This is a genomic window from Paenibacillus sp. GYB004, assembly GCF_036577605.1.
Taxonomy (GTDB): Bacteria; Bacillota; Bacilli; order Paenibacillales; family NBRC-103111; genus Paenibacillus_AB; species Paenibacillus_AB oceani.
Map to the genome: position 1 here is coordinate 1 of NZ_JARBDB010000002.1, position 14,322 is coordinate 14,322.

The following is a 14,322-nucleotide window of genomic DNA, read 5'->3' on the forward strand; positions in this document are numbered from 1 at the left end:
GGAGTTGACACATTGCCCGCCGTATCCTGCAGCTTCACATATATCGTCTTCGAGCCATATCCGCTCGACAGCTGATGGCTCAGCGCCATGAAATCCCCTTCGGACGACTTCTGGAACGGAACCCACGACGCTCCGGCGAAGTCTAACGCTTCCGACACCATCACCTTTACCGTATCCGAAGACGCTGCGATATACAGGGTGACTGACGGCAGCGTTGTCGTCGGCGCGGATTCGTTGCTGTTATTGATCTTTACCGTGCCGGTCGGCGGCGTCGTGTCCGGCGTGCTGCCCGGATCTCCGCCGCTGTCGCTTCCCCCGCTGCCGCCCGTGCCGCCTGGCGAAGGCGTTCCCGGATTCGGCCGTGAAGGCGTGGCGCCCTCCTGCTTACGAAGCTCCTCCTGATGTTTCCGCTGGTCTTCCAGAAAGCGTGTACGTTCCTCCATCGCCAACTGCCGCTCATACTGCTCACGTGCTAGCCGCTCGCGCTCCTCCTTTGCTTTCCGGTTCGCTTCTTCCAGACGTTGGCGTTCCGCTTCCAGCCGTTCGACCAACGCCGCATGCTGCTGTTTTTTTAATTCTTCCAGCTGCTTTTCCTGCTGCTTCAACCGTTCGCGCTGCTGCTGCAGCTCCTTCAATCGATCCAGCTTGGCCTTCTGTACGTTCGGATCAAGTCCGACCGACGGATCAAACGGCTTGATGTTGCCAAGATCAATCGGGTCGTGTCTGTATTTCTCGTTCGCTTTATCGATTAGCTCCTGCACGCCGCTTTCCGACAGCTTCTTCGTATCGATCGCGCCCTTGGCTACGTTTGTGAGCAAATTTTTCAAGTTCTCGCCGAATTTACGCAAGTCGTCCTCGGATGCAAGATCCAAGCCGGTGCTCGAATCGACTTTCTTGGCGCCGTCCGCAATATCGCGGATGAATTGATCGTTCTCTTCGCGGATTTGCTGAATCGACTTTAATAAAGCGTTGATCACTTCCGGCGTAGCTTCGTTAATAAACGACTGCACATCCAGCGGAGTTACATGATCCGCCCCGACGTCGGGCGTTCCCGGCAATTGGATGATCTGCTGACCGGGGTATACCCGTGCGGGGTCTCCCGTCCCGGTTCCGGTTCCGGTTCCGGTTCCGCTTGTCCCTCTCGTCTCCAACACACCGGACGTCATCAGGGCAAAAAGCTGCCCGTATCTCGCTTCAATATATCCGTTCGAGCCGCGAACGCCCATAACAGCGGTCGGTGTTTCCACCTCGAATTCATCGTCGGCGTTCACCAGCTTTTTCACTTTGAACCAAAGCGAGCCTGCCCACATTTTCAGCTTGGACTTCTTGCCTCCATCGTCGGCTTCGACGAGAGACGATATGTACATCTCCGTGTTCTCGCCGATCGTTACTTCGTCCTCCCCGTCCGCCACACGCAAGACGATACGGGAGCCTTCCTCCGTCCGGATATGGTCTCCCTGATTCAGGCTCATCTCCTCGACAGCTCTAAAGGGGGACGATCCGCCCGCTTTCGTCACCATGACGGTGCCCTGGACACTGACCACGATCGCCGCACGGCTCTCCTTGGCATTCGCGATACCGGCTAGCGGCCCCGTCAGCAGACTGATCAAAAGCGTCAGGCACAACATCACAGACAATACGGATCTGCTTTTCATTCTCCCATTTCTCCTCTTCCCTGTTAAAATCTCCTCTTTAGTTTCCTGATCCTGATCTGTCGCATTCGGCAGCGCAAAACGAAGTTGTACGTTTATTTTATCAGTTCTTTCGCCTGATTGGATACCATTAGGTCCTTACTTCTCCGCGAGCACCTGATAAATGTTTACCGGGAGCTCCTTGCCCTTCACCTTGATTTCGCCCATACTTTCGATCTCGAACAACTCTTTAACCCTCTCGTACAAGGCGTCGCTGATCAGAATTTGTCCGGGCTTGGCGTTCGATTCGAGCCGGGCCGCCAGATTGACGGTATCCCCGATCGCCGTATAGTCGAGACGCAGCTCCTCCGAACCGATATTGCCTACGATCGCCGGGCCGCAGTTAATGCCGATGCCGAACCGGACGGTAAAGCCCAGTTTCTGCATAAGCCGCTCTTCGAGACTGGCTGTCTGCTTCTTCATCTCGAGCGCCGCTCTTACCGCCATCTCCGCATGGTTATCGTACTTTACCGGCGCCCCGAACATCGCCATCACGCCGTCGCCGATAAATTTGTCGAGCGTCCCGTTGTATTTGAATACGGCCTTCGTGCACACGTCCAAATATTCGTTCAAAAATTGGATGACCTGCTCGGGCTCCAGCTTTTCGGACAGCGTCGTGAATCCGCGGATATCTACGAAGATGAGCGATATGTCCATCCGTTCTCCGCCGAGCTTAACCTCATTGCCCGAAGCGAGCATCTGGTCGACGACCGCCTTCGGCACGAACCGTCCGAAGATGCCCGTCACACGCCCGCGCTCCCGGCGCTCCGCCAAATAATGGTCGACGATCGACCAGACGTACATCAGAATGATCGTCAGCAGCGGATAAAAGATCGGCAAGTAAATGCGAAGCGCTTCATTGGCGACAATGAACGCTCCTATGTACAAGACTGAAAGTCCGATAAACCAGAATAAGGCGGCTCTGCCTCTGAACGTTCCGAACAAAAAGGCGGCGAGCAGCACGACCAGAGCAAGAATAGCGATACCGGCCGGCTTGCCGGCTTCGTTCCAGAACCGGTTATCCAGTATCGACTGGACCATATTGGCATGGATTTCGACCCCGAACATTTTGATCGCCCGGCTCATCGGCGTCATATATTCGTCCTGAAGAGCGGTCGTATAAGGCCCGATCAGGACAATATCGTTTTCGAACATGTTCGCGTCGATTTTGCCGCTGAGCACGTCGCTGAACGAGAACGAATCATAACCCGTACTCAAATCTTTCTCCTGGCGCGGCTCGCTGTAAAACTGCGTGATCACCTGGTTTCTCGAGTTGACGGGAATTGGCGAGCTGCCGCGGTACCATTTGCGCTGCTCCGCATCCCAGCGTACTTTCTCGGTATCGCCAAGAGCGTAATTGGCCAGCTTGACGCTGAACGCCTCGATCATCTCCCCCGACTTCTCCGGCAGCCCTACGATCAGCCTGCGGACGCGGTCGTCATTGTCGGGGAACACGTTAATGTGCGCCAGCTGCCTTTTCGGAGCCTGAATGGCCGGCGAGGGAACTTCAATCCGGTCATACTCCAGCAGGCCGCTGGATTGCTGCTTGGCCGGAAAGTTAAAATTAACGGGAAGCACCACGTTGCCGTATTTGCGCATGACCTCCGCCAAAGCCTGGTCCTGCTTCGGGTCCTTGCTCGGCTCCGGGAACGTGACGTCAAGCCCGATCGCTTTTACTTTGCCTTGCTCCAGCTTTTCGATGACGGCTGCGTATACGGAACGGTCCCACGGAAACTGACCGATCGCATCCAGCGATTTGGAATCAATTTTCAAAATTTTGATTGACGTATCCGGCTCGCGCTGCCATACGTTTTTGGCACCAAGCGCGTCGCGCAGCGGATTCTCGATATAGTGGAACGTTCCGCCGGTTCCGGTCGTATACGTTAAGACGGCAAATAAAAAAACAACCAATGCCGCGACGACCGTTGTTTTCCAGTTTCTCTTATTCATCGGCTCCTCCCCGAACCTCTCCGTACAATCTGTCGTAATAGGAAAATAGACGCATCGCGCCCCTCCCATAAGCCTATTGTATGCCGCGCATCGACTTATAGCAACGACAGATTTACAATTGGTGTGAAAATTAACAATTCCGGTCTGCTCCTTGGCCAGTATACGATATCCAGTTTAAATTTTCTTTAAGAACGATGAAAACATATACAAGAATGAGGGGCAAACGCTCTGAGTAAATAGGCGATATCATCATCCGGGGGGAAGCAGAGCGTCTCCATCTAAACAGGGACAGCCGACCGGCGGCCTGCTAACACTTCTACACAATGAATCGACAGAGCTTCCATGATCAACGGCCGCCAGTATGTCATATTAAGAAAAACTTCTAAAAGAAGCCTTTGCCACGATGAATGACCCTGCGTAAGTGGAGGCTTTCTTGGTAAAGTATGTTTTATTTTACCGCTTTAACGCTTCAGTAAACTCAAACATTTTTTAACGTTCAAAAAAAGCCTTCCCTAAACGGGAAGACTTCGCTCGCACAGCTTATTTATTAAACGGAGTATCGGCGATTTTGATCGAATCGGTCGGGCAGCCGTCGGAGGCATCTTGAAGATCGTCGTACAGATCGTCCGGAATTTCCGTAATGCCGCGGTTGTTGTCGTCTTCGAAAATAACTTCCGCAAGTCCTTCATCGTCGTAGTCGTAAATGTCAGGGGCAGTTGCGCCGCATGCGCCGCATGCAATGCATGTATCTTTTTCTACCCATGTGTACTTAGCCATGAATAATTCCTCCTCAAATAGTAACCTCTACTGTCCACTATAATACAAAACTATATAAAGTTCAAACCTTTTGAGGCTTGCCAACCTTTATATAGGCTACGCTTTCACGTCTTTAAATATACGAAAAACGGCGCAAAACAAACGAGGCGACCCCGTCCGGGTCGTCGATGTCCAGGACCGGAATATTCCGCTCTCCCGCCGCCCGATACGTTTCGTCCCCGCTCTTCTTAAGGACGAGCGCCACCGTATGGTCGTCGATCAGACTCCCGTCTCGTACCTGCTCCTCCGTCCGCATCAGGACGAGCTTGGGGATCGGCTCCTTCTTGAACCCCTCCACGACGATCAAGTCGAAGCCGTCCAGTCCTGCGAGCGCATCGCGAAGGCCCGCTCCCCCGCCGGTTTTCTCGTACTTGTACGTGTAGCCGGGGCCGGCAACGATTACCGCTTCGGCGCCAGTCGCCGCATAACGGGCGGAATCGGTCCCTTCCGCTTCCCGGTAATGGCCGTGGCCGTCGTGCTTCACGACCGCGACCTTCAGTCCGTGCCGGCTAATCTTATCGACGACCTGAACGGCAAGCGTCGTTTTCCCGCTTCCGGAATATCCGGCGAATCCGATCACATGCGGCTTTCTCCCCGTCATTCGTCGAGTCCCCTCTCGCGAAGATGGTCCATTTGCAGCGAAGTGCCTCTCCGCTTGTGATTGCGGATCATTGTCGACGGATCGGTGCCGACCATACCGGCGGTAAGGATCGCGTCTTCGCCGTATTTGTCGCGGATGCGGTCCATCGTGGCGTTGAGCTGTTCCTTCTTCGGATGTTGCTCGTACTCGAACAGATCCAGCTGGATCGCCGCCGTATTTTTCGGCTGCAAGCTCTGAAGCGTTACCCCGAGCAAGCGGACCGGCTTTCCGTACCCCCAATGCTCCTGGAACAGCTTGACCGACAACCGGTGAATTTCATCCGCATTTTCCGTTGGCACGGAGATGGTATGGGAGCGCGTAATCGTCTTCATATCCGGGTCGCGGATCGTAATCTGGATCGTGCTTGCGAGCAGCTTTTGCCTCCTCAGCCTTCTCGCCACCTGATCCGACAAGTTTAGGAAGACGCGGGAAATATCCGACGCCTCCGTCAAATTTTTGGGCAGCGTCGTCGTATGCCCGATCGATTTGCTTTGCTCCCGCTCCGGATTGACCGGCGATTCGTCGATACCGTTCGCCGCCTGCTTCAGCCACAATCCGTTTACGCCGAAATGCTTCACCAGAAACGATTCGTCCGCTTTCGCCACATCCCCGATCGTGTACAAGTTCAGCTTGCGCAGCCGGTCTCCCATCCGGTGGCCGATTCCGAACAGGTGCGAGCACGGCTTGTCCCACAGCAGCCGCTCGACGTCGCGCTTGCGCAGCACGGTTATGCCGTTCGGCTTCTTCATATCGGAAGCCATCTTCGCCAGCAGCTTGTTCGGGGCGACCCCGATGGAGCACGGCAGACGAAGCTCGTCGCGGATTCGCGTCTGAATAATTCCGGCGATCTGCAGCGGCGTGCCGAACTGCTTGGAGCCCGTAATATCAACATAACATTCGTCTATGGACATCGCTTCCACCAAAGGGGAGTAACCATAGACGACCTGCATGAACTTGCGGGAAAATTGGCGGTACAAATCGAAGTCCGGCTGCAGCACGACCAGGTCCGGGCATACTTTCAAAGCTTGGCGGATGTGCATCCCCGTCTTGACGCCCTTCGCTCTTGCCGCATAGGAGGACGTGACGATAATGCCCTTGCGCAGCTCGATATTGCCGCCGACGGCAAGAGGCTTTCCTTTATATAAATCCGGCTCCACCGCCTCGTGCACCGAGCAGTAAAACGCGTTCATATCGATATGCAGAATGACTCTGCCATTTTTGGGATAATGGCCGTCTGTTGCCGTTCGATTCATAACGGACCGGTACCGTTTGCCATTCTCGAAGCCTTATGCTCCGCCGGAGCGTGCAAGTATGGCTCGTTCGCGAATTTCATCGGGCGTTCCCCCTAATCAGCGTTCCATCCCAGCATACCTTTGCCGGCGCTTCGGGTCAAGCGGGGCCCGCTTTTCGCGCATTCGTGACAATATACCAAACAGACAGGACTAATACCGGACAACTTTGCAAAACTACTTCAATATTTCGGTCAAAATGTTATAATGGAGGGAATGCAGCGCGGCTTATGCTTCAGAATGCGGAGGAGGAAGTTCATGGCAACCCCAGTAATTATTTTTGACACGACTTTACGGGATGGAACGCAAGGGGAAGGAATCAGCCTTTCCGTCGAGGACAAATTGAAAATCGCCCAAAAGCTCGACCGTCTGGGCGTTCATTATATTGAAGGCGGATGGCCGGGCAGCAACGGCAAAGACATCGAATTTTTTCACCGCTCCAAAGAGCTGAACCTGACCCACGCCAAAGTGACGGCATTCGGCAGCACCCGCCGGAAAGACTCGAAGGCGGAAACCGATCCGAATCTGAACCGTCTCGTCGAATCCGGTGTCAGCGTGGCGACGATCTTCGGCAAATCGTGGGATTTCCACGTCCATACGGCGATTCAGACTTCGCTTGAAGAAAATTTGAACATGATTTACGACTCGGTCCGTTATTTGAAGAGTCAAGGACTTGAAGTCATTTATGACGCGGAGCATTTCTTCGACGGATTCAAGAACAATCCGGAATACGCGCTGGCCACGATCCAGAAAGCGGAAGCGGCAGGCGCCGACTGGGTCGTCCTGTGCGATACGAATGGCGGCTCCCTGCCCGGCGAAGTGTCGGATATCGTCAAGACGGTATGCAGCAAGCTAAAAACGCCGGTCGGCATTCACGCTCATAACGATTGCGAGCTGGCGGTCGCCAACAGTCTGGCCGCCGTTCAGGCCGGCGCGCGCCAAGTACAAGGGACGATCAACGGCTTCGGCGAGCGCTGCGGCAATGCCAATCTATGCTCCGTCATTCCGAACCTGCAGCTCAAGCTCGACTACAACTGCGTATCCGAACAGCAGCTTCAGAGCCTGACCTCGGTCGCCAGATACGTCAGCGAGATCGCAAATGTCAACATGGCGGTCAATCAGCCGTTCGTCGGCTCAGCCGCTTTTGCCCATAAGGGAGGCATTCACGTCTCGGCGATAATGCGACACGCCAAAACGTACGAGCATATCGTTCCCGAGCTCGTAGGCAACAAGCAGCGCGTGCTCGTATCGGAGCTCGCCGGACAGAGCAATCTGCTGGTCAAGGCGCAAGAGCTCAATCTCGATATGAGCAACGAGACGAATCAAACGAAGCAAATTATCGAGAAAATCAAGGAGCTGGAGCATCAAGGCTACCAGTTCGAAGGAGCGGACGCTTCGCTGGAGCTGTTGCTGCGCCGAGCGTTCGGAGATATCGAAGATATTTTCACGATGGAGTCGTTCAAGCTGATCGTCGCCAAATCGCCGGGAGACTCGGTCGTATCGGAAGCGATCGTGAAGATGAAAGTTCACGGGGAGACCGTATATACGGCGGCCGAAGGCAACGGACCGGTAAACGCGCTGGATAACGCCCTTCGCAAAGCGCTCGTCCAATTTTATCCGGATATTCGCGACATGCATCTGTCCGATTACAAAGTCCGCGTCATTAATGAAAAAGACGCTACCGCGGCGAAGGTTCGCGTATTGATCGAATCGACCGACATCAACAATACATGGAGTACAGTAGGCGTATCCGAGAACATTATCGAAGCAAGCTGGGAAGCGCTGCTGGACAGTATCCGCTATGCGCTGATCGGCAAAACCCGGATTGAACCGCAGGCGGACCGGCAAGCACAGCTGGGACTTGTCAATCACTGACGCCTCCAGAAACGGGAAACGGAACTGGCATAAGCAGGAACAATCAGACGTTACGCGCGTTATCTTTAGAGAAATACGAAAAAGCTGCCCGATAAGGGGCAGCTTTTTCGTACATGATGGTCATTTAGGAATCGATCATTTTTTTGATCCGCTTCTCCAGTTCATCCGGATGTAAAATGCTGAATCCGTCGCGGATCACGCCGTTTTTGTCGACCAGATACGTCATCGGAATTCCGCTAATCCGGTACAACTCCCCTACCTTGCCGTCCGAGTCGAGCAGCACCGGGAAGGTGAATTCGAAATGTTTGACGAACGACTTGATGTTGTCCATCCGGTCGCTGGCCGTCATATTAACCGCATAGAAATCGATCTGGTCTTTGTATTTGTTGTACAAATGGACCAAATCCGGCGCTTCGAGCTCGCAAGGTCCGCACCAGGACGCCCAGAAATTCATAAGCAGCGGCTTCTCCCGCGCTCCCCCGACCTCATACACGCTGCCGTCTAGCGCGGTCAGTTTGAAGCCCGGAGCCATATAATTCGGCTTGGGGGCCGCTTCCTTCGAAACCGACGCTTGACGGTCACCGAAACTGACATTTTGATAAACGGCAAAACCGACAAGAACTAGAACGACTGCAAGGACCCATATGTTACGTTTCATCTTATCCCAAGTTCCCTTCCCGCCGAAATTACGATCCGGTATTTATCGCAACTCGTGCTGTATGGTGTTGAATCGATCTGTCGTCTTATTCTTTATATTATAGTCTTTTCAGAACGATTTCCATTCCTTCCGCAAACAAAGCGTTACATTTTGGCAAACAGCCGTGGAATGACCTTGACCGAGGACGGTTATAGTAACGGTATGACAGCGGCGCGAGGGGAGCTTTATGGAGAAAACGAAATCCGGAAAACTACACATCACGTTCGAAAGCGACATCGATTTCGATCCGGGCGAGTCTGCCGGCCAAGCCAAGCCGAAGCAGGACAAGCCAGGCGGCAAAGGGCACGCGCTCGTCTTTATGGCGATCGCCACCATTCCGCTCGTGCTCGTGCTCGGCAACTCGATGCTCGTCCCGATTTTGCCCGATATGCAAGAGAAGCTGGGCATTACCAAGTTTCAGAGCAGCTTGGTCATCACGCTCTTCTCCCTGTCGGCAGGCTTGTTCATCCCGGTGATCGGGTACTTGTCCGACCGGTTCGGCCGCAAGGCGATTATTATCCCTTCCTTGATCGTATACGGAGGGGCCGGCATATTGGCCGGATTCGGAGCGGTGTGGAATTCGTATACGATCATCATTATTTCCAGAGCGATTCAAGGCATGGCGGCTGCGGGCACCGCCCCCATCGCGATGGCGCTGGTGGGCGACTTGTTCGAGGGAGGGACCGAAAGCAAAGCGCTGGGCCTGACCGAGGCGTCCAACGGAGCGGGCAAAGTGCTGAGCCCGATTATCGGCTCGCTGCTGGCTCTAATTATTTGGTATGCCGCTTTTTTCGCATTTCCCGTCTTTTGTGCGCTTTCACTCGTCGCGGTTATTTGGCTGATCAAGGAACCGAAGCGCGACAAAAAACCGCAAAAGCTGAAAGACTACATCCGGAACATCGGGCAAATTATGAAAGAGAAGGGGCGCTGGCTGATCACATCGTTTTTCGCGGGATCGCTCGGCCTGTTTATTTTGTTCGGCGTGCTGTTTTATTTGTCCAACGTGCTGGAGGAAGATCCGTACAAGGTCGACGGGGTCAAAAAAGGGTTGGTGCTCGCCATCCCTCTGCTCGGTCTGGTCACCACCTCGTACATTACCGGCAGCGTCATTAAGAAAAACGGCATCCTGATGCGCTGGCTGATGAACATCGGCCTGATCGCCATGACCGTCTCCCTGGCCTGCACGATTTTCTTCTTCAACAACCTGTATATCTTTATCGGACTTTTGACGATCAGCAGCATCGGAACCGGCTTGCTCCTCCCCTGCTTGAACACGATGATTACCGGTGCCGTATCCAAGGAGCAGCGGGGCATGATTACGTCGCTGTACAATTGCCTCCGCTTTCTAGGAGTCGCGGCGGGGCCGCCGTTATTCGGCTGGATGATGGATATGTCCGACCGGATCGTATTTATCTCCGTCTCGTCCCTCGCGCTGATTACGCTCGGACTCGTCTTTTTCCTGATCAAGCCGGACAGCCAAGTAAATTGAAGCTGAATACGTTCGCCTATACGCATACGAACAGCCCGCATCCGGCGGGCTGTTCGTTTTTGTTTTGATACCCTCTCGTTCAAAGTCGCAGTGCACAAGCCGCAACCAGCCTCTATAATAGAAAGAAGACAGGAGAGGGTGTGCGGAACATGCTGCTTATTCAACGTTTAGTTCTGGAACAGGTGGTTGAACATTGCGTCCGGTCAGTGCCGCACGAAGCTTGCGGAGCGCTGCTTGGTTACGGGGCGGAAGACGGCGGCGGACAACCTCCCGTCATCATTTCGGCCGTTGCGATCACGAACCGTGCGGAACGACCGCAACATACATTCCGATTCGACGAACGGGAATGGCTAGCCCTTTTGAACGAAACCGAGCGCTCCGGGTTGCGACTGGCGGGCATCTACCATTCCCACCCGGACTCGCCTCCGTTTCCGTCTGTGAAAGACCGCGGCAGCGTCTGGAGCGGTTTGCCCAGCTACTGGATCATCTCCCTGGCGAGCGGATCGCCGAAGACGGAAGTTTACCGGCTTTCCCATGACGCAGACCCGTATGCCGGTATTTTAACCGCCATCCCTTATAGCGTCGTCTAACGACTCAAGAAATCGTACAAATCGCCGAGTGTGGACACGTCTCTTCTTATCGTTTCATTTAATAGGCATTTCCACAGCTGCGCGGTCATCCCCGCATCGCCGAGGGCGTGGTGGCGCCCGTTCACTTCGATGCCGTAGTCGGACAATAACGAGTCGAGATCGTAGCTGCCCCGTTTCGGCTCAAGCCGTTGGGCAAGTATCATACAGTCGATAAACCGGTGGGATAAATTCACCTTCGACGTTTTCCACAACGCGGAATTCAAAAAGTGTTTATCGTGTCCGCTGCCGTGCACCACAAGCACCCGGTGATTGACAAATTCAAGAAACTCCTTAAGGACGGTGATCAACTCCGGCGCTTCAACTGCTTCCTCGTTCCGGATTCCGGTCAGCCGGACGACATCTTCGGGAATTTTTTTGCCGGGACGAACGAGGCTGTAGTACGATTCCTGGCCAATGACGAAATCGCCGGACATGCCGACCGCCCCGACCGAGATGATCTCATCGCCACTGTATGGGGAGAAACCGGTGGTCTCCAGATCGAACACGACCGTGTCGAGCTTCTGTAGCGGGATGTCATACATGCTGTTTTTGCGCTGTTCCTTCATAACGGACCGGATAAAGGCCATCTGCTGGGCGTTGCGGGCGTCGAACATCGAAGCGACAGCCGGCGTAATGCCGCCCATGCGGTACAAATGCCAAAGCTTGGACATCCCCTTCATGCCGGACCGCCCCGTTTCTTCGCCGTTCGTTCCGTCATCCGCTCGACCGTTTTGCGGACGGTCTGCTGCAGCTCGATCCCCGTTCGCAAGCAGCTTTTCAGACGTTTTTTGTTTTCCTTGGTCATTTGCTCCGGATCGATCATCCCCCGGGTCGTATAGAACCCGTCCTCCTTCTCGTGCCCCGCGACCGCCCGCAGCTCCAGAGCGGTTAGAAACGCCGTGCGCCACCGGTCGATTTCGGCCTGGGGATAAATGCGGCCCTCGTTCAGCTTGTCAAGCCTCTCGAACGTCGAAGGCACGAAGATGCCGTGCGCCAGCGCCAGCAGACGAATTCCGTTCACAAGCGGAATGTAGGCGCCGTATTTCACATCAAACGCCCCCGCGTCTTCCCCGTACCGCTCGGTAATAATGTTGCCGAAGACGCCGATCGTGATTTTATGATGCAGCGTATTTTGCAGCATATGTCCGAGCGTATCCGGCTTCTCGGCAAGCGCCGCCGCGAACCCACAGCGAATCCGTTCCACCAGTCCCGCGTCGCCGTACAAACTTCGAAGATCGGCCGTCATTAACAGGTAGCGGATATTTTCCCAGTGCGGATCGCTCGCCCATCCCCGGATCGTATCGATCCAGCCGGAAGCCGGCTTGTTCCACAGCGGATTCGTGCACAGCACGTTGCCCGGACAAGGCGGATACCCGGCGGACTGAAGCCAGTTGAATACCCTTTCGGACAAAAAGCGGAAATACGCCGCCGCCCCCTCTCTACTCTCTTCGGGAGGCTCGCTATAGACAATTCCGTTATCCTGGTCGCTCCACAACGTCTGCTCCATCCGCCCGGCGCTGCCAACCGCTACGAACGCATACGGCACCGGAGGAACGCCGAACCCTTCCAGACGGAGCGTCTGCTCCGCGAGCGCGATCGTACCGGCGATTAACCGGTCATGCGCGGCATTGACGCTGTCGTTCCACAATACGGGATCTTCATATAAGGAGGGCCGGAGTTCGAAGTGCATCCGGTCCCTCAAGCCGCGCAGCTGTTCGGTGCTGACGGCATTATATATCGACACGTCGAATCGTTCCATCCATGTATGCTCCATGTCGACCCCTTCCCGGGAATCGATAGCTGGCGTTACAGGGCTACCGTTTCGTTGCCGGACTTCTTCAGCTGTTCCGGATACCCGTAACTGCCGTGCTCGCTAATATCGAGACCCATAATTTCTTCTTCCTCGGTTACGCGCAGACCCATCGTTTTCTTCATAACCCACAAGATCGCGAAGGACAAGACGAAGACAAAAACGAACGATACCGCAACTCCCATCGCCTGAACGCCGAGCTGATGGAATCCGCCGCCGTAGAACAGCCCTTCCTTGCCGACGCCGGTCATCTCGACCAATCGTGGAGCCGCGAAAAAACCGGTGGACAGCGATCCCCATACGCCCGCAATCCCGTGAACCGAGAAGGCGAATACCGGATCGTCCACTCCCGCTTTCTCAAACCATTGTGCGGTGAAAAACGTAAGCGTGCCTGCCACCAGACCGATCACAAACGCCGCCCAAGGCTCGACAAATGCACAGGAAGCCGTGATCGCCACAAGCGCGGCAAGTACGCCGTTGAGCATGCTCGGAATATCCGCCTTGCCGAAGTACAGCCAGGAGACAAGCAGAGCCGCGACGCCGCCGGCGGCAGCCGCCAGATTCGTGTTCATCGCAATGAAGCCGAAGAAGCCGTCGTTAAAAGCGGACAACGTACTGCCGGGGTTAAAGCCGAACCAGCCGATCCACAAAATGATAACCCCTAGTACGGAAAGCACTTGGTTGTGACCGGGAATGAGATTGGGTTTGCCGTCTTTATTATATTTGCCGAGACGGGGTTTTAGGAGAAGCGTAGCGGCCAGGGCGGCCGTCGCTCCCTGAAGGTGAACGACCGTGGAGCCTGCGAAATCCTGCTTGCCGTGATCGGCCAGCCAGCCGCCGCCCCAGATCCAGTGCGCCACGAACGGGTAGATCACTACGGTGAACAATAAGCCGAAGATGAAGTATACGGAAAGCTTGGCGCGTTCCGCGAAACCGCCCCATGCGATCGAAAGCGCAACGCCGACGAACGCCGTCTGGAACAAAAACTTGATGCTGCCCGGCACGTCCGAGCCGGCCAAGGAAGGATAGGCCGCCGCAGCTTGCTCGGCGGTACCGTCATAAAAGAAACCGCCGAAGCCGATCAGCTTATTCAAAGCGCCGCCGTCTCCGAATGTAAGCCCGAAGCCGAACGCCCAGAAGGCAAGCGCGCATATGCCGAACGTCAAAATCGTTTTGCCGGCGACGTGCCCGGCGTTTTTCATCCGTGTGGACCCGGCTTCCAGCAACGCGAAGCCTGCTTGCATGAAAATGACGAGGATGGCGGCGATCATCACCCAGACTGAATCGATCGCAATTTGCAGCATGGCATTGGTCGGTTCGTCGGCCGCGAACGCAGTAACCGGAAACGCCAAAAGCAGGGTCATGCAGAGGAACAGAACCTTTCTCATTGCGAAAACCACCTTTAATGTTAGTTTTTATAACATATTACGAATGCT

Annotated in this window: 12 protein-coding genes; 3 read left to right on the forward strand and 9 right to left on the reverse strand. The window is 54.8% G+C overall.

The window, feature by feature from the left end:
- The 5 genes from PV433_RS00100 to PV433_RS00120 form a co-directional block, all read right to left on the reverse strand.
- Window positions 1-1,655, reverse strand: a 1,655-nt coding sequence (locus tag PV433_RS00100; protein ID WP_332070204.1) for a FecR domain-containing protein, incomplete at its 3' end; no start/stop codon positions are given.
- A gap of 135 nt (window positions 1,656-1,790) precedes the next feature.
- Window positions 1,791-3,641, reverse strand: a complete 1,851-nt coding sequence (locus tag PV433_RS00105; RefSeq protein WP_332070205.1) for a CHASE2 domain-containing protein — start codon at window positions 3,639-3,641, stop codon at window positions 1,791-1,793.
- 540 nt (window positions 3,642-4,181) lie between these two features.
- Entirely contained in the window at window positions 4,182-4,418 is a 237-nt protein-coding gene (locus PV433_RS00110) for a ferredoxin (RefSeq protein WP_332070206.1), read from the reverse strand.
- 112 nt (window positions 4,419-4,530) lie between these two features.
- A complete protein-coding gene (gene mobB, locus PV433_RS00115; RefSeq protein WP_332070207.1) occupies window positions 4,531-5,058 on the reverse strand; it encodes a molybdopterin-guanine dinucleotide biosynthesis protein B in 528 nt (175 codons plus the stop codon).
- Window positions 5,055-6,350, reverse strand: a complete 1,296-nt coding sequence (locus tag PV433_RS00120) for a DNA polymerase IV (RefSeq protein WP_332070208.1) — start codon at window positions 6,348-6,350, stop codon at window positions 5,055-5,057. Before PV433_RS00120 ends, mobB begins: the two co-directional genes overlap by 4 nt.
- Window positions 6,351-6,644: 294 nt before the next feature.
- Between PV433_RS00120 and cimA the strand changes: the two genes are divergently transcribed.
- Entirely contained in the window at window positions 6,645-8,261 is a 1,617-nt protein-coding gene (gene cimA, locus PV433_RS00125) for a citramalate synthase (protein WP_190931063.1), read from the forward strand.
- 124 nt (window positions 8,262-8,385) lie between these two features.
- Here the strand turns inward: cimA and PV433_RS00130 are convergent, their stop codons facing one another.
- Entirely contained in the window at window positions 8,386-8,919 is a 534-nt protein-coding gene (locus PV433_RS00130) for a TlpA disulfide reductase family protein (RefSeq protein ID WP_332070209.1), read from the reverse strand.
- A gap of 226 nt (window positions 8,920-9,145) precedes the next feature.
- Here PV433_RS00130 and PV433_RS00135 point away from each other — a divergent pair, with 226 nt between their 5' ends.
- Together PV433_RS00135 and PV433_RS00140 are read left to right on the forward strand one after the other, a co-directional pair.
- The gene (locus PV433_RS00135; RefSeq protein ID WP_332070210.1) at window positions 9,146-10,447 is read left to right on the forward strand and encodes an MFS transporter; all 1,302 of its coding nucleotides are present in this window, start codon (window positions 9,146-9,148) and stop codon (window positions 10,445-10,447) included.
- Between the two features lie 149 nt (window positions 10,448-10,596).
- A complete protein-coding gene (locus PV433_RS00140) occupies window positions 10,597-11,037 on the forward strand; it encodes a M67 family metallopeptidase (protein WP_332070211.1) in 441 nt (146 codons plus the stop codon).
- Here PV433_RS00140 and PV433_RS00145 read toward each other — a convergent pair.
- Genes PV433_RS00145 through PV433_RS00155 form a run of 3 tightly spaced genes read right to left on the reverse strand, consistent with a single transcriptional unit; the run spans window position 11,034 to window position 14,274 of the window.
- Window positions 11,034-11,756 carry an exonuclease domain-containing protein gene (locus tag PV433_RS00145; RefSeq protein ID WP_332070212.1) on the reverse strand — a complete coding sequence of 241 codons (723 nt, stop codon included), beginning with the start codon at window positions 11,754-11,756 and terminating at the stop codon, window positions 11,034-11,036. The genes PV433_RS00140 and PV433_RS00145 overlap by 4 nt on opposite strands.
- Complete coding sequence (locus tag PV433_RS00150; protein ID WP_332070213.1) at window positions 11,753-12,850, reverse strand: DUF294 nucleotidyltransferase-like domain-containing protein; 1,098 nt, start codon at window positions 12,848-12,850, stop codon at window positions 11,753-11,755. Before PV433_RS00150 ends, PV433_RS00145 begins: the two co-directional genes overlap by 4 nt.
- Window positions 12,851-12,882: 32 nt before the next feature.
- Entirely contained in the window at window positions 12,883-14,274 is a 1,392-nt protein-coding gene (locus PV433_RS00155) for an ammonium transporter (protein ID WP_332070214.1), read from the reverse strand.
- Between the last annotated feature and the right edge of the window lie 48 nt (window positions 14,275-14,322).